The following is an 18,026-nucleotide window of genomic DNA, read 5'->3' on the forward strand; positions in this document are numbered from 1 at the left end:
CCAGTATGAGCAAAAAAATTCTGATCCTTTCCACCAGCCCGCGCAAGGGCGGCAATTCCGACGGCCTGGCCGACGCCTTTGCCGAGGGCGCGCGGGAGGCAGGCCATCAGGTGGAAAAAATAGTTCTGTACGACAAAACCATCGGCTTTTGCAGAGGCTGTCTGGCCTGCCAGAAAACACAGCGCTGCGTCATCCGCGACGATGCGGATGCCATTGCGCAAACCATGCGGTCCGCCGAGGTCATCGTCTTTGCCACGCCCATTTACTTTTATGAAATGTGCGGCCAGATGAAGACCCTGCTCGACCGCACGAACCCCCTCTTCCCCTCGGACTACGCCTTCCGGGATATTTATCTGCTGGCCAGTGCGGCGGACGGGGCGGAAAGCGCCATGGACGGCGCGGTCAAGGGTCTGCAGGGCTGGATCGACTGTTTTGAAAAGGCCCGCCTGAAAGGCGTGGTCCGGGGCGTGGGCGTGACCGGTGTTGGTGAAATTCAGAACGTTCCCGCCGCCCTGAAAGCCGCTTACGACCTGGGCAGACAGGCCTGACCCAGGCAATGCTTATGACCACGGAGGAGGGGGCGCGTTGGGAGCGCGCCCCCTTTCAGATCAGGCCTTATTTCGGTAATCAGGGAACAGGTCGCCTTTGTACAGATGCAGCCCGGCCCGGGAATAGCCGGAAGCCACCTGGAACGCGGCGAGGTCGTCAAAAGTGTTTCCCACCACCTGCATGCCGATGGGAATATTGTTCCCGGCAATGCCCACCGGCACATCCACCACGGGATAGCGGCTGAGCAGGTTCCAGATATACGTCAGCACGTGCGCCATTCCTTTGACGGGTTTGCCGTTCACCATCACCGTGTCGGTGGTGGGATCGTTGTCCGCCGGGAAATACGGCGTTGCCAGAGTGGGCATGAGCAGGGCGCGATACCCCTTGCCGAAAACATCCTGCTGCAACTGCCGATGGAGCCGGGTCGCAAGTTCGTCGGCGGCTGCCATGGCCTCCGGGCCGCCGTTGCGCGCCTCCTTGAGGAAATGCGCGGCGTAGCTGGTGAGCTTGTCCCGATGTTGCCCGGCGTTCAGCAGCATGGCGCCGATCCCGGTGGAAAGCAGGCCGTGCATGAAGGTTTTGTACTGGCCCGCGTAGCTCCAGCCCAGCCTGACCTCGTCCACAACGGCCCCCTGGCCGCGCAGAACGGCCGCGGCATCCGCCAGCGCTTCCCGGACCGAAGGATCAATGCCCTCCGGTATCCAGCTCTCGAAATAATCAAGCGCGATTCTCACGCCCTTAAGACCCCCGTACGTGCGCGGATAGTCCAGTTTCGGCCGCAGGGCGGCATGCACCTTGGGATGCGGCCCGGTGATCACATTCTGCATCAGCACCATGTCGTCAAAGGTCCGGGCAAGGGGCCCGAGCGTCTCAAAGGTGGTCTCGGAAGTGGGAACACGGCCGAAAGGCGCCTTAAAGCCGTAGAGCCCGCAAAGCGATGCGGGAATCCGAATCGAGCCCCCCATGTCCGAGCCTGTGGCGAGAGTTGTGAATCCGGCCGCCAAGGCCGCCCCGGACCCGCCGGAGGAGCCGCCCACCGCGTAATGGAGGTTCCAGGGATTGCGCGTGACGCCCCACAGCCGGGACCATGTCTGGCTGTGGATATAGAGTTCCGGCACTGTGGTCTGAATGTGCAATATGGCCCCTTCAGAGAGCAGCATGTCGATGATGGCGGCGTTTTCCCCGGCCGGGGGAGCGTCCTGCAGAAGCACCGAGCCCATGGTCACGCGCCAGCCGCGCACGTCGTTTTCGTCCTTGACGGCGACGGTCACGCCTTCCAGGGCCCGAGCGGAACCAGATTTATAGCGTTTTTCCGCTTCCTTGGCGGCCTGCATGGCCTGGCCGAAATGCTCGTACGTAACGGCATTCACCTGACCATTGAATTTCAGATAGTCTTTTAATTCCCTGCCGCTGGTGTTCAACGGCCCGTTATATTTGTTTATTCTTTCAATCTGGGCCGTGAGCACGTCCACCGGGGACAGCGCGCCTTCCCTGAAATATTGTATCTGTTCCACAGCCGTCAGATAGGCCAGGCCCTCTTTCGCCGGAGCCCCGGCCAGGGAGGAACGAGGGAAGCCGATGGAGAAAAGCCCGGCTTCAATGGCCGCAATGGCGCTCAAACGGAGAAAGTCGCGCCGTTTTATAACAGAAATCATAATCAGTTCCTTGTATGTCTATGCCGCCGCAAGCGCTCTGCCGTTTCCGCAACGCGGCCGCAACAGCGGCGCCGCACAGCCAGGGCCCACGAGCGGCTTGTTTGCCGCGCCTCTCGCCCGAGGAGCCGCCTTTCCCGGGGCGGAACCGGCAATATGCAATCCGCCGCCTTCCGGGCCGTCCGGATGCGCGGCCCCCGCCCCGGCAGCGATAACCGGGAATACGCGTTCCTTATTCTATAATCATAGTTGGGAGCTTTTTCAATTCAGGAGGGATATGTTACATCCGGGCCCGCATCCGGATGCCGTCAAAAGCCGTGGAGAAGTCCAACAGCGGGGGCAGGCCGCGTTGTCGGGACGCGCGGAGATATATCTGATCCTCCCATGTGGAGTTACGCGCTTGCCGTATGGGGAGTGCGCCTGCCGCTTTCGTGGTGGCTGGGGCACGTGGTGCTGCGCTCTTCCGCCGGAGTTTATTGGGCCATGATCGCCTCCCAGCTCGTCCAGTGCGCCATGCTTCTGTGGGTGTTGCTGCGGGTGGACTGGAAACGCTTCGCCCTGGGCTCATCCCGCCCTTGAATGTAAAATGCCCCGCGCGCTCTGGGCGCGCGGGGCCGGGTTCACCGCCGTTCAAGCGAGGACAGCGCCCGCAAGGCTACTTGGCGTACGGCGGAATGGGCGTCTTGACCATCTTCATAAACTTGTCGGTCACATAGTCGGCGTTCTTGACCCTTTCATATTCCTCAGGGGTGAGGCGGCCCAACTGGGTAAAGAAGGCGGCCAGGTACCGCTGCCACTGCTGCGCCTCGCTCATGCCCTTGGAATTGTCCAGCAGCCTGAGCTGCTCCTCATAGTTGAAGACCGGGTGGGTCTTGATGTCCTTGAGAGCCACTTCCGGGGTGTACTGCTGGCCCGCCCAGTCCATGAAGAAACGGCGGTACAGGGGCACCAGGGATTCGGCGGGCTCGTTCTTGAGCATATGGATGCCGCGCATATAGGCGCGCAGGAAGCCGGTGATGACTTCCGGATGGGCGTCGGCATACTTTTTGTCTGCCTGGATCACAATGGGCAGGGTCTGGCCGCAATTCTTGATGTTGCCCGCCAGCCTCCAGCCCTTGGCTTCGCCTACGTAGAGGTGCGGCGCCCAGAGGGCCACGCCGTCGCCGGTGCCGTTTTCAAACGCGCCCAAGGCCTGGGGCTGATCCATGTTCTTGATGACCACGTCCTTGTCCGTGAGGCCCAGCACCTTGAGCCAGGAGGAAAGGGCCATGTGCGGCGAGGACATGGTGGTGCAGAGGAAGGTCTTGCCGCGCACGGTTTCCGGGCTGCCCAATACGTCGGGGAAGTCCTTGTTCCAGCCCTTGACCTTGGCGATGGGGCTGTCCGGGCGGACCAGCACGCCGTTGGTGTAGGATTCGTCATTGCCGATGGCGATCACATAGGTGTCGTAGCGCAGGCCGCCCCAGACGCCGGGCACCGCGCCGTTGCCCGCCACCACCCAGGAACCGGAGGGCGTGGCGTTGACGATGTCCATACCGGAATTGAAATAATTGACTTCGAAATCCAGGCCTTCTTCCTTGTCCCAGCCGCGTTCATGGGCCAGCCAGGCGGCGAAGGTTTCGTTTTCGTTCATCCAGCCCATGGGAACCTTGACCAATTCCTTGGCCTGCAACACGGGCGCGGCGGCCAGGAAAAGCACGGCCGCGAGGGCCGGACCCAAAAGATTGCGCAGTTTCATCCTCATGCCTCCAGGGTGAGAGGGTGTCGGGGCGGGACGCGGGCATGCCGCGCCCCGCGAAGCCTGATGCGCTACGAAGCCACGCAGGAGCGCACGCGCGGCGCGACCGGGGCGGCCTGACCGGCCTTGCCCTTGGGATCATAGGTGCGCGTCGTGGTGACCTTGTGCTGGGTGAAGAAGTCTATGCCGCCCTTGCCCTGCACCTTGTCCGTGCCGAGCAGGGAGCCCTTGATGCCGCCGAAGGGCACATAGGGATGCGGCGCGCAGATGCCCACGTTGACGCCCACCATGCCCACATCCGTATCGCGGCTGAACACTTCCGCGTAATGCATGTTCTGGGTGAAAATGCAGGCCCCGTTGCCGTATTCCGAACTGTTGACCAGCTCGATGGCGTCGTGAATGTCCGCCACCTTGATGGTGGCCACCAGAGGACCGAACACCTCGGTGGTGAACAGGGGGTTGCAGGGCGTCACGTCGCGGATGATGCAGGGGCCGACAAAGAAACCGTTCTTGTTCTTTTCCGGCAGGTCCACCCGGCGGCGATCCAGAACCAGCTTGCAGCCCTGGCCGTGTTTGAGGGCGATATCCACGTAATTGAGCACATTGTCCGCGGCCTTGCGGGAAATCAGCGGCCCCATGTAGACGTCGGGGTCAAAGGCGTCGCCCACCTTGACGGTCTTGGAGGCCTCGATCATGCGCTCCAGCACTTCCTCGTAAACTTCCGGCACGGCGGCCACGATGGACCCGGCCAAGCAGCGCTGCCCGGCGGAGCCGTAGCAGGAATTGAGGAAGTTGTTGATGAAGACGTCCATATTGCTGTCTTCCATGACCAGAAGCAGGTTCTTGGCCCCGCCCAGCAGCATGGAACGCTTGGCCCCCTTGGCGCAGCCCGCGGCCATGGCTTTGGCCGTGGGCGTGGAGCCCACCAGGCAGACGCCCGCCATGCGCGGGTCCTCATACCAGGAACCGGGAATGTCGCGGTTGCCGTGCACCACGTTGACCACGCCCGCGGGCAGCCCGATTTCCATGAAGATCTCGCAGATGAGCTGCATGAAATAGGGCGACTGGGTGGAGGGTTTGAAGATGAAGGTATTGCCCACGGCAATGGCGTAGGGAATGAACCAGCCGAAGACCAGGGCCGGGAAGTTGAAGGGAGCCACCCCGCCGAACACGCCCAGGGGCTGGCGTACCACCTTGGCCGAGATATTGGTGGAGATGTAATCCAAGGTGTCGCCCTGGATCGTGGACGGCGTGGCCGCGGCGGATTCCAGGATTTCGATCACCCGCTGCACTTCGCCGCGCGCTTCGGAAATATGCTTGGCCTGGTCCAGAGCAATGGCCTGGGCCAGTTTTTCCAGGTCCCGCACCATGCAGTCATGGATTTTGTAGATATAGGCCATGCGCTTGCCGATGGAGAGATTGCGCCAGGGCCTGTAGGCCGCATGGGCCGTGGCGATGGCCGCCTCAGCCGTGGCCGGGCCGGAAATGGGCACGCTGCCGATTTCCTCGCCGGTGGAGGGGTTGTAGAGCGGCACGCGCTTGCCGCCTGCCTCTTCCTGCCATTCGCCGTTGATGAAATTTTTGATCTTGATGTCCGACATGGCGTACCCTCCGCGTGGATACTGGTCTGTTACTAGAACGTGTTATCCTGACATGGCTTGCTCATTGGGCTGGAACCGGAGCATGTTCACATGGCCGCGATTTCAAAACGCATCCGCTCCGGGAAGTCCGGCTGATTCTTTTCCTCAATTTTCAGATAGCGTCTTTCGCGCACAGACTGCTTGCGGAAATCTGACAAAATCTGTCGGCAATCGGACAAAAAAGGCCATAAAAAAGCGACTGACGCATGCGAAGGCATGGAGGGAGGAGCCACGCGTTCAGGCTTAAGGCAGTTGAAGCATTTCAAGTGCTGGATGCTTTAATTGTCGCCGCGCGCCCGGAAAACGCAGCCCGGCGTGCGCCCGAAGGCCTGCTTGAAGGTGGCGATAAAGGCTGAAATCGAGGAATAGCCGCTGTCCAGGGCCACGGAGGTGACGCTCTCGCCCTGTTTCAGACGGTTGTAGGCGGCCTGCATGCGCTGGCGCTGCCGCCAGGTGCGGAAGGAAGTGCCGGTCTCCCGGCGGAAAAGCCGGGCCAGATTGCGCTCGGACATGCCCAGGCGCTCGGCCCACTGGGCCAGGGAAGTGGACACGCCGGGCGTGGTGAGCAGGGCCGTGCACAGTTCCACCAGGCGGTGGTCGCTGGGCATGGCCAGCGGCTGCGCCTCTTCCGGCGATTCCAGAAGCAGGTCCAGCAGCACGGCCACCAGACGGCCCCGGGCATCCGCACCGTAGGAATAGGGCTGCGGCGTGAGATGCAGCAGCAATTCGCGCACCAGGGGCGTGATCTCCATCACGTGGCAGCGGGTGAAACGCTCCACCCCCAGCAGAACGCGCTGGTCGATCCAGAGGCTGCAATCCCTGGCTTCGCAAGGCACATACCATTCATGACGGCAACCGGCGGGCACCCAGACGGCCCGCTGGGGCGGGGCCAGCCAGTTGCCCTGCTCCGTGCACATGACCATGCAGCCGTGCCCGGTGTAGGCCAGCTCGCCCCAGGGATGCACATGGGGCTTGCTCCAGGTATCGGGTGGGAAGTCGTCATTAAACCAGACTACCGGCCTGGCGGCCGGATCATAGGGCGCGAGATAGCTTTTGGCTTCCAGTGGTTCCATGGACGCCCCGCAAAAGCAAATCCGAATAAAAAGGGGCCTGTTGCGTGGCCCTTTGGCGCTTCCCCAGAGCAATTTCACTTTGAAATTTGTAGAATTTCAAAGCTAATCTGCTCTAGAGACAGTCGCTACGAGACGGATTTTCGTGTTATATCAAGGAGAACGAGCCTTTTATGCAGGGAGTGTACTCTTCTGGTACTCGCTTTATCCGTTGCGACGAAGGAAGCTACGGATGAAGACAGCAATGAGTTACACAAAATTCCTTTCATCGAAATCACTATCGCTATCCATAACACAGCAGAGCTGTGAACGGCTAGCGCGACCGAAATAAAAGGCGATGTTCGACGCGGAGATAACCGAAAAGACGCTCGTGACGACAGTCTCTAAAAGTCCAGCTTGAACTGCATGCCAAGCCCCAGCGCAGAATCCGGCTGGCTGTTGCTGGCGCTGTGATCCCGGTTCTGCTCGTCCTTGAGAATCAGCTCCGGGCCCACGCTGATGCTCAGATCCTCTCCGGTTTCCAGATCGGCAAAAGCCCGCACCACATGGCGGCTTTCCAGAGGCAGAATTTCATCCGGCCGCGCGGTCTCCGTGGGCAGGCGCTCCCGCCAGGTGGAGGTTTCATTTTCCACACTGAGGGCCAGGCCGCTCTTTTTCTTCTTGCTTCCGGCCGCTTCATTGAGGGCATTGTCGATGCCCGGCGCGGTGTTCATGGCTTTCTTCTTGACCCCGGCCTTGCTCACGGCGCGGTCATGCAGGCTCCGCACGGGCATGCCCTGGCGCCAGATGGCGGCATCGCGGTCATCCGACTGTCCGAAAGCCCAGGCATTGCCGTGCAGGGCCTTCTTTTTCCGGGCGTCGGCCTTGGCGCCCGTCCCCGGACGGTTTTGCCCGGACGCGGCCCCGGCCGGATGCTTGTCCGTCGCGGGACGCGTTCCGGCAACTTGCGGCGCGACGCGCTGTTCCGCCGCCGCGACTGAGCCCGCAGGCCAATACGCGCCGCAGGCCAGGGCCGCAATAGCGGTGAAAATCATCATCCATCGGTTCTTCATGCTTTTTCTTACTTCAGGCTGTGCGTCCCTGTAAAGCCCGGACGGCTCTTTTTCAGAGGCGGTCCTCATAAAAATGCAAGCCCGCGATTTGCCGCATGCCCGGAAGAAAAATCCATAGCAAATCATCTTGAGCAATCTAAAGTTTTATTGGAAACTACCGATCAAATGATTACGAATATAAATAAAATATGTATTTTTTCCATGATATGTACAAATAAGTCGACATATCAAAAAAAATATCTACGTCTTTACAATTATCATTTATTTTATGACGAGATAACACATATGAATATATTTTTTCAAATTTTTTCTTTAGAGAGAGAGAGAGAGAGAGAGAGAGAGAGAGAGAGAGAGAGAGAGAGAGAGAGAGAACTTTAACTTTTTGATGCAGTCATCTGCTTGCGGTTGCTGAGACCGGAACGCCTTTGTGTAAACTGAGGCGCTCCGGTTTTGCCGTAATTAAGAGGGACGATAAGGTTTTCGATATACAAAAACAGTCACGAAAAAGAGGAAGAAAAAAACTTTAGAATGGGCAAGGGGCCGGAGTGGCTTGTCCGGCGGATATCCGCCGCAATATTTTCGTGGCCCTGCCGGCAAGGCCGCCCGCCGGGCCGGTGAAAAATCTTTGTCTTATGAGGAGGGAATCGATGAAGAACCTGAAAATCGGAATGAAAATGGCGCTGGGGATAGGCACTATCCTCCTGCTGGTCTTGCTCAACAGTGTATTTTCCATCAATTCGCTGGTGGGCATTGAGGACGGCATGACGTCCATCGAGGAAAGCTATCTGCCCCTGGACGAACTGGCCGCCACGGCGCAGGACAGGCTCAAGGACGTGCCCGCCAGCATGAACATGTACCTGCTTACCGGGCGGGAGTCATACTGGGACGTCACCGAGAAAAGCCTGATCGACGTGAATGGGCAAATAGACAAACTGGTCAAGGCCATTGCGGACAATCCGGACATCGACACAGCGCTGGGACCGCAGTTGCAGGGCAAATTCAAGCAATTCGAGACAACCCTGCGCAATGTCCACGCAACCAATGAAGCCTTCATCCAGGCCAGAGGCATCATGACCCCCGCCGGCCTCAGGGCCGGCACCGCTGTAAGCGACTACAAGCAGGGAATGCTCAAAACCTTCCGGGAAGCCCAGGCCAGAGGCGACATCGCGGAAATGGGCCTGCGTCTGGATCGCCTTGAGGCGGCCGACGCCATAGCCGAGAGCATCAACGATATCCGGATCAGAATGCTGCGCGGCATGGCCGAACAGAACCGCGAATATTCCAAAGACAATGTCACCAAACTTTTCCCCAAGGTGCTCGCCGACATCGATAATCTGCTGGCCAAGGTCACTAATCCGAAGTGGCGCGAGGTGATCAGCGTCATGCGCAAGGACACGGAAACCTTCCGCGATGCGCAACGCAATATGCTCGAACTCTGGGACAAAACCGACGCCCTGAACATTCAGCGCAATGAAACCAGAGAGGCGAGCCTGGCCATCATGGCCGACATCGCCTCCCGGACGGCCAAACTGCAGGCCGGCGTCGTCGGAAAAGTGTCACAGGCCTCCAACGACAGCGTAAAGGTGACCTTCGGCGTCTGCGCGGTACTCCTTGTGCTCGGACTTCTGATCGGCATCTTCCTGACGCGCTCCATCACAACGCCCATGGCCAAAACCCTCGGCTTCGCCCAGTCCGTGGCCCGGGGCGAGCTGGACCAGAGGCTGCGCCTGGAGCAACGGGATGAATTCGGACGCCTTTCCGAGGCGTTGGACAGTATGGTGGATTCCCTGAACGAAAAAATCGAGGAAGCCAACGCCAAGTCCGCCGAAGCTCAGGCCAAGGGCGATGAAGCCACGCTTGCCATGGAAAAAGCCGAAGCTGCGGGCAAGGAAGCCCAGGCCAAGACCGAGGCCATGCTGACCGCCGCCGGCAGGCTGGAAGAAGTGGCCTCGGTGGTCTCCTCCGCCTCCACCCAGCTGTCGGCCCAGATCGAGCAGTCCGACCGTGGCGCCGGCGAATCCTCCCAGCGCCTGGGCGAAGCGGCCACGGCCATGAATGAGATGAACGCCACGGTCCAGGAAGTCGCCCAAAACGCTGGTTCCGCCTCGACCGCCTCGGCCGAAACCAGGGAAAAAGCCGCCGCCGGTTCCCATATTGTGGAACAGGCCGTGCAAAGTATTGGAGAAGTGCATCAGATGTCCCTGGCTCTCAAGGAGGACATGGTGCAGCTCAATGAGCACGCCCAGGACATCACCCGGATCATGAACGTGATTTCGGACATTGCGGACCAGACAAATCTGCTGGCCCTCAATGCTGCCATTGAAGCGGCGCGGGCCGGCGAAGCCGGGCGCGGCTTCGCCGTGGTGGCTGATGAGGTGCGCAAGCTGGCCGAAAAGACCATGGCCTCCACCAATGACGTGGGCAATGCCATCAAGGCCATCCAGGAAAGCACGGCCAAGAGTATGACCGGTGTGGATCAGGCCGTGGAGCGCATCGGAGAAGCCACGGATCTGGCCAGCCGGTCCGGACAGGCCTTGCAGGAGATCGTGAGGAACGCGGAGGCCACTGCCGACCAGGTCAACGCCATTGCCACGGCCAGCGAGGAGCAGTCCGCCGCCAGCGAAGAAATCAATCAGACCATCGTGGAGGTCAACGACATGTCCCGCCAGACCGCCGAGGCCATGGCCGAAGCCGCCAAAGCCGTAACCGAACTGGCCGACCAGGCCCAGAACCTCACGGGACTCATCCATGAAATGAAGCAGGGCTAGCGACCCTTCCCGCCTGTAAAAAAGACCGGCTTTCTCCCGCGCTCCAGCGAAGAAAGCCGGTCTTTTTGCATCAGCTCGCCACTCCCAAGACAAAAAAAGCGCGGGGCCTTCCCCGATAACGGCATTCCCGCCCCGGCTTTTCGTCGTAAAAAGCCCCGCCGGGGGACAGCTTCAGCCCGGAAGGCCTGCTGTCCACCCCGGCGGGGCGTCAGGAACGGATCTGTGCCGTCCAGCTATCTGGACTGCGCCGCGGGCGTGGGCAGCGTTTTGCCCGCGCCGGTTTCTTCCTGCAGCAGGCGTTCGGTATTGACCACCGGGAAGCTCGGGCTCTTGCCGGGGTCCTCCCAGCCGCCGCCCAGGGCCATGCAGACGCTGACCACCGCGTCAAGACGGTCGCGCAGGGCCGAGGCCAGTTGCAGCTCGGCGGCAAAGAGCTGGCGCTCGGCGTCCAGCACCGTCAGATAGTCGGTATAGCCGTTGTCATACTGCAAGCGGGCGATGTCCACCGAGCGGCGCAGGCTTTCCACCTGAATCTGCATGCTGCGCACAATGGCGTCCGCCTCGCGCTGCGAGGTGAGCGAGGTGCGGATGTCTTTGAAAGCCGTCTGCACTGTCTTGCGATACACCGCGATGGCGGCCTTTTTCTGGGCTTCCGCGTCCTTCAGATTATACCAGTTGCGGCCGAAGTCCAAGATGGGCAGCGTTCCAGTGGCCCCGTAGCTCCAGGCTCCGGCCGGACCGGTGAACAGATTGCCCACCGCCGCGCTGAGCGTGCCCAGCATGCCCGTCAGGGAGATGGACGGGAAGAACTGGGCGCGGGCCACGCCGATATTGGCATTGTAGGCCATGATCATGTATTCGGCGGCGCGCACGTCCGGCCGCCGCTCCAGCAGTTCGGACGGCAGGCCCTCGGGCAGCACCGGCGGCGAAGGCAGCATGCCGATGGCCTGCCCGCGCGGCATGGCGCGGTTGATGATGTCGCGCGGCGAGCGGCCCAGCAGCACGGCCAGGGCGGCCTCGGCCTGATCCACGGAGACGGTGCTGGTGTGCACCTGGGCGCGGGCGGTTTCCACCTCGGCCCGGGCCCGCTGCCAGTCAAGCTCGGTGATGTCGCCCTGCTTGTAGCGGCTGGTGTAGATGCCGAAGGCATCCTCGCGGCTCTTCAGCGTGCGCCGCGCCGTGTCCAGCTGCATGTCCAGGGCCAGCAGGGCGAAATATCCCTGGGCCGTCTGCCCGGCCACGGAAAGGCGCAAGGCCTCGTGCCCCACCACGGTGTTCATCAACACGTCGGAAAGGGCCGTGTAATTGTTGCGGTACTTGCCCCAGAAATCCAGTTCCCAGGAAGCGTTGAGCGAACCCTGGTAATTGGTGTTGGAGCGGTCGGCCAGAGTGCTGTAGTTGGCGATCTTGGTGGACGAACTCTGCGAAGTGGCCGCCGCGTCGCCGCTGACCGAGGGCAGCAGCTGGGAGGTGGCAATGCCCACCTGGGCAGCCGCGGAGTCAATCTTTGCCAGGGATTCGGCCAGATCCTGGTTGTTTTTCAGGGCTTCCTCGACCATGGCCGTGAGCACGGGGTCGTTGAAGCGGGTCCACCAGTCGGTGTTCAACGGCGTGGAACCCAGATCCACCTTGCGCCATTGCTCGGGGATGTCCTGCCCGGGCCGCTCATAACGCGGCGCCAGCGAGCAGGCGGAAAGCAGCAGGGCCAGCGTCATCGCCAGCGCCAGCGCGCGGGCCGCGGCAAAGGCCGGAACCCGGCGGGCTTTATAGGGGGCGCTCATATATCCTCCGGATCGTCATCAAAACGGCTCTTGCCTTCATTGGGGTCTTTCTTGCCCTGCAATTTCAGCGAAAGCTGCATGATGGCCTTAAAGAAGTACGGCACAAAGAGCGTGGCGATGCAGGTGGCCGCCAGCATGCCGCCGATGACCGCCGTGCCGATGGCGTGGCGGCTGTTGGCGCCCGCGCCGGAACTGATGGCCAGCGGCACGCAGCCCAGGATGAAGGCCAGGGAAGTCATCACGATGGGCCTGAAACGCAGGCGCGCGGCCTGCATGGCGGCCACGTCCAGACTACGGCCGTCGCGCCAGGATTCCACGGCGAATTCCACAATCAAGATGGCGTTTTTGGCCGCCAGGCCCACCAGAGTGACCAGAGCCACCTGGAAGTACACGTCGTTGGACAGGTCCCGCATCCAGGTGGCGACCAGCGCGCCGAACACGCCGAAGGGCACGGCGGTGAGCACGGCCAGGGGCAGGGACCAGGATTCATACTGGGCCGCCAGAATCAGGAAGACCATGACCAGAGCCAGCACGAAGATGATGGTGGTGTCGGCGCTGGCCAGCTTTTCCTGCAGGGCCGAGCCCACCCAGCCCAGGCTGAAGTCGTTGGGCAGCACCGCGTTGGCGGCCCGCTCCATGGCTTCCAGAGCCTGGCCCGAGGAATAGCCGTCGGCCGGGTTGCCCATGATGTGCGCGGCCGGAAACACGTTATAGCGTTCCATGACCTGGGGGGCCGTGCGGCGCTCCAGAGTCATGACGGCGGTGAGCGGAATCATCTCGCCCTTGTCATTGCGCACAAAGACGTCGTTGAGCGACTCCGGCAGCATGCGGTAGGCCGCCTCGGACTGCATGCGCACCTGGAAGGTGCGGCCCATGTAGTTGAAGTCGTTCACATAGGTCGTGCCGAACGTGGCGCCCATGGCCGTGAACACGTCGCTGACGCTCACGCCCATGTCCTTGCAGCGCTCGCGGTCCAGATTGGCGTAGAGCTGGGGCGCGCCGGTGGAAAAGAGGTTCTGCACGCTGCCGATGGCCGGATACTTGGGCGTGCCGTCGGCCTTTTTGGCCGTGGCCTCGGCCACCACCGCGTTGGCCTCCTTTTCCAGGTCGTAGATGGTGCCGTCGCCGCGCATCTGAATATAGCCTTCAAAACCGCCGGTGGTGCTCATGCCGCTGATGGGCGGCGGCGAAAAGCCCAGCACCACGGCTTCCGGCTGCATCATGGTCACGGCCATGACCTTCTTGGTCAGGTCGTCGGCGGACATCCCCGGCCCCTTGCGCTGATCCCAGGGTTTGAGGGTGGCGAAGAAGGTGCCGTAGTTGCTCTTGACCGCCATGGAGGTGATGTCCAGACCATTGATGGTGGCGATGCCGTCCACCGAAGGGTCCTTGAGCACGAAGTCGCTCAGGGTGTCGGTGACCGCCGTGGTCCGGTGCTGGGACGCGCCGTCGGCCAGGATGGCCATGCCCAGGATGTAGCCCTGGTCTTCGTTGGGCACCAGGCCGCCGGGCACCACCTTGAGCAGCCAGACGATGGCGACCACCATCGCGCCGAACAGGATCATGGCGCGCAGGCCCGAGTCCTTGATGAAGCGCACGGCGCGCAGGTAACGGTGCGTCACCCGCCCGAAGGCGTAGTTGAACCAGGTAAAGGCGCGCGGCGGCTTGTAGTCATGGGCGTGGGGCTTGAGCAGCAGGGCGCAGAGCGACGGCGTGAGCGTCAGCGCCACAATGCCCGAGAGCACCACGGATACCGAAATGGTGATGGCGAACTGCTTGTACATCTGGCCCGCCAGACCGCCCATGAAGGACACCGGAATGAACACCGCGCAGAGCACCAGCACAATGGCGATAACCGGGGCCGTGACCTCGTTCATGGCCTTGGCCGTGGCCTCCTTGGGCGGCAGATGCTCGGAACTCATGATGCGTTCCACGTTTTCCAGCACCACGATGGCGTCGTCCACCACGATGCCGATGGCCAGCACCATGCCGAAGAGCGTCAGGGTATTGATGGAGTAGCCCAGGGCGTACATGCCCGCGAAGGTGCCGATGATGGACACCGGCACGGCAATGCAGGGGATCAGGGTGGCCCGCCAGTTCTGAAGAAAGACATAGACCACGATGAACACCAGAATCATGGCCTCCACCAGGGTGCTGATCACTTCTTTGATGGATTCCATAACAAAGTCGTTGGTGTCCACCACGACTTTGTAGGCCATGCCGTCGGGCAGGGTTTTGGCTATCTCTTCCAGACGGGCCAGGACCAGATCGCCGGTGGCGATGGCGTTGGCGCCCGGCAGCAGATAGACCGCGCCCATGCGCGCCGCCATGCCGTTGTAGCGGGATCCCACGCTGTAATCCTGGCCGCCCAGCTCGACGCGGGCCACATCCTTGAGGCGCAGCATGGCGCTGTCCTCGCCGGTGCGGACGATGATCTCGCCGAACTGCTCGGGCGTGACCAGGCGCCCCTCCGTGTCGATCTGCCAGGTGAGCTGGGTGGAGGACGGCGAGGGCATGTCGCCCAGTCGGCCGGGAGCGTACTGCGAGTTCTGGTCCTGAATGGCCTGGGCCACCTCGCCGACCGTCAAGCCGTATTTGGCCAGCTTGTCCGGCTGGAGCCAGATACGCATGGAATAGCTCATGGAACCGAACACGGAGCAGTCGCCTACGCCGGGCACGCGCTTGAGCTCGTCCACCACGTTGATCTGCATCCAGTTGTGGATATAGACCTCGTCGTAGCGGCCGTCGGGCGAGTAATAGGCGAAGGCCTGCAACATGGCCGGGGAGCGCTTGACCACGGTCACGCCCTGGCGGCGCACCTCTTCGGGCAGAAGGGTCTGGGCCAGGTTGACCTTGTTGTTGACGTTGACCAGGGCCATGTCCGGGTTGGTGCCCAGGGAGAAGTAGACGTTGATGCTGCCCGAGCCGGAGCCGGAAGCGGCGGTGGAAGTCATGTAAAGCATGTTTTCCACGCCGTTGATGTTCACTTCCAGAGGCGCCAGCACCGTGGCCGCGATGGTCTCGGCCGAGGCGCCGGGGTAGGACACGCTCACGTTGACCGTGGGCGGCACCAGGTCCGGATACTGGGCGATGGGCAGGGCCTTCATGGCCAGTGCGCCCACCAGGGTGATCAGGATGGATATGACGGCCGATAGGACCGGCCGGCGCAAAAAGAGATTCGGCTTAGCAGAAGCGGCCATATGTACCTACTTTTGAGCGGCGGGAGTCTGAGCCTGCTGTTGTTGGGCGGCGGTTTCCTGCACGCGCACCTGGGTTCCGGGCCGGGCCTTGACCAGGCCCTCGCTGATGATCCTCTCGCCGCCCTTGAGGCCGGAATCCACCAGATAGCGGTCGCCCACGGCCACGCTGAGGGTGACGGGAACGGGGAGTACCTTGTTGTCCTTGTCCAGAGCCATGACCAGCGCCCCTTTCTGGGTCAGCAGGACGCACTTCTGGGGAATAAGCACGGCGTTGGTGAGCACGTCGCCTTCCATGAACAGGCGCACATACTGGCCGGGCATGATGTGGCCGTCGGCATTGGCGAAGACCGCGCGGGCCTTGATGACGCCCGTGCTGGGCTGTACCTGGCTGTCGATGAAGGTAACTTCGCCCTCACCCTTGTACATGCTGCCGTCCAGCAGGCGCAGTTGCGCCTTGTAATGCCCGTTGTCCGGGAAGCGCAGCCGCCCGGCGGCGGCCAGCTGCTGGCGGCGCATGCGCTCGGGGGCGGCGATGGAAAAGTCGATGTACATGGGGTCGGTCTGGTTCACGTAGGTAAGCAGGGAATTATTGCCCACCAGGTTGCCGGGGGTGAAGTTTTCCTTGCTGCTGTAGCCGGAAACCGGCGCCGTCACCTGGCAGTAATCCAGATTGATCCTGGCCTGGCGCAATTCGGCCTTGGCGCTTTCATAGGCGGCGCGGGCGTTGTCGCGCTCCTTCTGGGAAACGGCGTTCTTTTCGTAAAGCGGCCGGATGCGCTTCCATTCGCGTTCGGCGTTGTTGAACTGCGCCTGGGCCTGCTGGACCTTGGCTTCGTACTGGTCGCGCTCCAGCTGGAACAGGAGCTGCCCCTGCTTCACAAAATCGCCTTCCTCATACAGGCGCTTTTCAATAATGGCCTCCACGCGCGCGCGCACTTCCACGGCGCGCGAGCCCGAGGCCTGGGCCTGATACTCGGCGGTCCAGGGCACGTCGGCCACCGTCACGTCAAAGACGGCCACCGGGGGCAACGCGCTTTGCTGGGTTTTTTTGCCGTCGCCGCAGGCGACGAGGGCCAGGCAGAGGCCCACTGCAAGGGAAAAGAAAATCAGCGATCTCATGGTCATGCACTACTCCGTTGCGCGCGGCGCTGTGCGCGCGCCGAAAAAACCTTTTTGACGCGGAGCCGCTCCGCGTTGAATACGTGGGCCCGCTCCGGGCAGGTCTTTTGAAAGTCAGCGCCGTGAAGCGCTCTTGCCGCCCGGCGGGCGTGTTGCGGCGGTCGGCGCCTCCGGGCGTGAGAAATCCGGGGCGCTCCCTGGGCAAATTACCTTTGAACCGCGCTGCGGTTTCAGGGGGTCATTCCGCCGGAAATGCGACTTCCGGGGAACCCGCGCCGTTTCGCGGCGCGGACATCCGTTCCCGCAGTCTCCGGAACACGGCAACGTTTCAAAGCTACAATGCTCCAAACCAACCCGCCGGCCCTGCGGCCGGCGCGGCTTCGCCGCAACACAAACGCATCGGCGAACAAACTGCGCCCGAACGGACATCCGGGCGCAGACCCTATAAAAAAGGGCTCAAACAGCCTTCTAAAAAGCATATTTCAAGGGAAAAAGCAAGAAACGGGCCAAGCAGAGGCGGAAAAGCTGCTTTGATGAATTTCCTGTTATTTCAGTGAGTTAACTACCCGCGTCCTCATTTTGTAAGTCTCTGAAATAACAGATAAAATTTTTTTCAAAAAAACGGCTCCCCCCCCGCCGAGACGCGGTCCGCACAATAAGGATACACCGGCACGGGCGACCCGCCCGCAACGGTGCATCTTTCGCCGCATCACGGCAGCGGCTCCGGAGGCGGGACGCACGGCGACGGCTGAAGCCACGGCCGCGGGGTCTATTCCGGCTCCGCGGCGCCCTCTTCCAGGCGGGTGCGCAGATGCCGGGCCTGGCGGCTGGCGATACCCAGAAAGGCGGCCCACCAGATGGCGTTTTTCAGCAGTTGGACGCGCTGAAAACGGTGGCGCTCGTCACCAGTGCGCAGGGCGGTGATGTCCAGATTTTTTTCGCTGCCGGTTTCGCTGAAAAAGGTAATCCTCAGGGCCGCGCGCTGGATGGTTTTGAGCTCCTCGGGCGAGAAGCGGCTCAGGACCCTGCCGGAAAGTTCCGTGGCCCGGAGCGAGGTGGTAGCCTGCTCCGAGTCGTAGTCAAACTCGTGCGGGCGGCTGTTGATCAGCAGGTCTACCCGGGCGATATTGGCCAGATTGATCTTGCTGCGGTTGATCACCTTGCTCTGGCGCAACATGCGGTAATAAAAGGCCCCGAATTCCTCGGAAGCCCCGATGATCACCGTGGTTTGCGAATCCGGGTAAAAGACGCCGATGCTGGCCGTCATGCGCGACGCGTCGGCAATGCCGCTTTTTTCCTCGGCGATCAGGCGCTGCAGACGTGCCGTCTTGCGCTTGGTTTCCAGATAGAGGAAAAGCAGAAAGGCGATCAGCAGCGCCCCTAAGGTAAATTCCATGTGGCCGGTCTCCCCATTTCGACCTAGCCTTGTCTGAAAGCAAATGTCAAGGGCGGGAGGG

12 protein-coding genes are annotated in these 18,026 nt (G+C 61.6%); 3 read left to right on the forward strand and 9 right to left on the reverse strand.

Going from position 1 to position 18,026, the window contains the following annotated elements; translation table 11 throughout:
• Nucleotides 1-5: 5 nt before the first annotated feature.
• A complete protein-coding gene (locus tag AXF13_RS12150) occupies nucleotides 6-548 on the forward strand; it encodes a flavodoxin family protein (protein WP_062253586.1) in 543 nt (180 codons plus the stop codon).
• Nucleotides 549-608: 60 nt separating this feature from the next.
• Here the strand turns inward: AXF13_RS12150 and AXF13_RS12155 are convergent, their stop codons facing one another.
• Nucleotides 609-2,204, reverse strand: a complete 1,596-nt coding sequence (locus AXF13_RS12155) for an amidase (RefSeq protein WP_062253588.1) — start codon at nucleotides 2,202-2,204, stop codon at nucleotides 609-611.
• A 381-nt stretch (nucleotides 2,205-2,585) separates the two neighbouring features.
• On the opposite strand from AXF13_RS12155, the gene AXF13_RS12160 reads away from it, so the two are divergent.
• A complete protein-coding gene (locus tag AXF13_RS12160; RefSeq protein WP_062253590.1) occupies nucleotides 2,586-2,780 on the forward strand; it encodes a hypothetical protein in 195 nt (64 codons plus the stop codon).
• 76 nt (nucleotides 2,781-2,856) lie between these two features.
• Here AXF13_RS12160 and AXF13_RS12165 read toward each other — a convergent pair whose 3' ends face one another.
• The 4 genes from AXF13_RS12165 to AXF13_RS12180 all read right to left on the reverse strand — a co-directional run bounded on the left by AXF13_RS12165 (nucleotide 2,857) and on the right by AXF13_RS12180 (nucleotide 7,701).
• Nucleotides 2,857-3,939, reverse strand: coding sequence for an ABC transporter substrate-binding protein (locus tag AXF13_RS12165; protein WP_062253592.1), 1,083 nt, complete (start codon nucleotides 3,937-3,939; stop codon nucleotides 2,857-2,859).
• 71 nt (nucleotides 3,940-4,010) lie between these two features.
• Nucleotides 4,011-5,540 carry an aldehyde dehydrogenase family protein gene (locus AXF13_RS12170; protein WP_062253594.1) on the reverse strand — a complete coding sequence of 510 codons (1,530 nt, stop codon included), beginning with the start codon at nucleotides 5,538-5,540 and terminating at the stop codon, nucleotides 4,011-4,013.
• A gap of 317 nt (nucleotides 5,541-5,857) precedes the next feature.
• Nucleotides 5,858-6,652, reverse strand: a complete 795-nt coding sequence (locus tag AXF13_RS12175) for a helix-turn-helix transcriptional regulator (protein ID WP_062253596.1) — start codon at nucleotides 6,650-6,652, stop codon at nucleotides 5,858-5,860.
• Between the two features lie 380 nt (nucleotides 6,653-7,032).
• Nucleotides 7,033-7,701, reverse strand: coding sequence for a hypothetical protein (locus tag AXF13_RS12180; RefSeq protein WP_223299918.1), 669 nt, complete (start codon nucleotides 7,699-7,701; stop codon nucleotides 7,033-7,035).
• A 647-nt stretch (nucleotides 7,702-8,348) separates the two neighbouring features.
• Between AXF13_RS12180 and AXF13_RS12185 the strand changes: the two genes are divergently transcribed.
• Complete coding sequence (locus tag AXF13_RS12185; protein ID WP_062253601.1) at nucleotides 8,349-10,469, forward strand: HAMP domain-containing methyl-accepting chemotaxis protein; 2,121 nt, start codon at nucleotides 8,349-8,351, stop codon at nucleotides 10,467-10,469.
• Between the two features lie 233 nt (nucleotides 10,470-10,702).
• Here AXF13_RS12185 and AXF13_RS12190 read toward each other — a convergent pair whose 3' ends face one another.
• The 4 genes from AXF13_RS12190 to AXF13_RS12205 all read right to left on the reverse strand — a co-directional run bounded on the left by AXF13_RS12190 (nucleotide 10,703) and on the right by AXF13_RS12205 (nucleotide 17,965).
• A complete protein-coding gene (locus AXF13_RS12190; RefSeq protein ID WP_062253603.1) occupies nucleotides 10,703-12,250 on the reverse strand; it encodes an efflux transporter outer membrane subunit in 1,548 nt (515 codons plus the stop codon).
• Nucleotides 12,247-15,450 (reverse strand): efflux RND transporter permease subunit, encoded by a 3,204-nt coding sequence (locus tag AXF13_RS12195; RefSeq protein WP_062253605.1) that lies wholly within the window; start codon nucleotides 15,448-15,450, stop codon nucleotides 12,247-12,249. The genes AXF13_RS12190 and AXF13_RS12195 overlap by 4 nt, the downstream gene beginning before the upstream one ends.
• Nucleotides 15,451-15,456: 6 nt before the next feature.
• Complete coding sequence (locus tag AXF13_RS12200; protein ID WP_062253607.1) at nucleotides 15,457-16,575, reverse strand: efflux RND transporter periplasmic adaptor subunit; 1,119 nt, start codon at nucleotides 16,573-16,575, stop codon at nucleotides 15,457-15,459.
• A gap of 763 nt (nucleotides 16,576-17,338) precedes the next feature.
• Nucleotides 17,339-17,965 carry a hypothetical protein gene (locus AXF13_RS12205; RefSeq protein ID WP_062253608.1) on the reverse strand — a complete coding sequence of 209 codons (627 nt, stop codon included), beginning with the start codon at nucleotides 17,963-17,965 and terminating at the stop codon, nucleotides 17,339-17,341.
• Nucleotides 17,966-18,026 lie beyond the last annotated feature (61 nt).

Origin of the sequence: Desulfovibrio fairfieldensis (assembly GCF_001553605.1) — a bacterium.
Lineage (GTDB): Bacteria > Desulfobacterota > Desulfovibrionia > Desulfovibrionales > Desulfovibrionaceae > Desulfovibrio > Desulfovibrio fairfieldensis.

Excerpts from the sequence above, each read along its gene's own strand:
- AXF13_RS12170 (WP_062253594.1), bottom strand. The coding sequence starts at position 5,540 with ATGTCGGACATCAAGATCAAAAATTTCATCAACGGCGAATGGCAGGAA.
- AXF13_RS12165 (WP_062253592.1), bottom strand. The coding sequence starts at position 3,939 with ATGAAACTGCGCAATCTTTTGGGTCCGGCCCTCGCGGCCGTGCTTTTC.
- AXF13_RS12155 (WP_062253588.1), bottom strand. The coding sequence starts at position 2,204 with ATGATTTCTGTTATAAAACGGCGCGACTTTCTCCGTTTGAGCGCCATT.
- AXF13_RS12160 (WP_062253590.1), top strand. The coding sequence starts at position 2,586 with ATGTGGAGTTACGCGCTTGCCGTATGGGGAGTGCGCCTGCCGCTTTCG.
- AXF13_RS12195 (WP_062253605.1), bottom strand. The coding sequence starts at position 15,450 with ATGGCCGCTTCTGCTAAGCCGAATCTCTTTTTGCGCCGGCCGGTCCTA.
- AXF13_RS12150 (WP_062253586.1), top strand. The coding sequence starts at position 6 with ATGAGCAAAAAAATTCTGATCCTTTCCACCAGCCCGCGCAAGGGCGGC.
- AXF13_RS12175 (WP_062253596.1), bottom strand. The coding sequence starts at position 6,652 with ATGGAACCACTGGAAGCCAAAAGCTATCTCGCGCCCTATGATCCGGCC.
- AXF13_RS12180 (WP_223299918.1), bottom strand. The coding sequence starts at position 7,701 with ATGAAGAACCGATGGATGATGATTTTCACCGCTATTGCGGCCCTGGCC.
- AXF13_RS12185 (WP_062253601.1), top strand. The coding sequence starts at position 8,349 with ATGAAGAACCTGAAAATCGGAATGAAAATGGCGCTGGGGATAGGCACT.
- AXF13_RS12200 (WP_062253607.1), bottom strand. The coding sequence starts at position 16,575 with ATGACCATGAGATCGCTGATTTTCTTTTCCCTTGCAGTGGGCCTCTGC.
- AXF13_RS12205 (WP_062253608.1), bottom strand. The coding sequence starts at position 17,965 with ATGGAATTTACCTTAGGGGCGCTGCTGATCGCCTTTCTGCTTTTCCTC.
- AXF13_RS12190 (WP_062253603.1), bottom strand. The coding sequence starts at position 12,250 with ATGAGCGCCCCCTATAAAGCCCGCCGGGTTCCGGCCTTTGCCGCGGCC.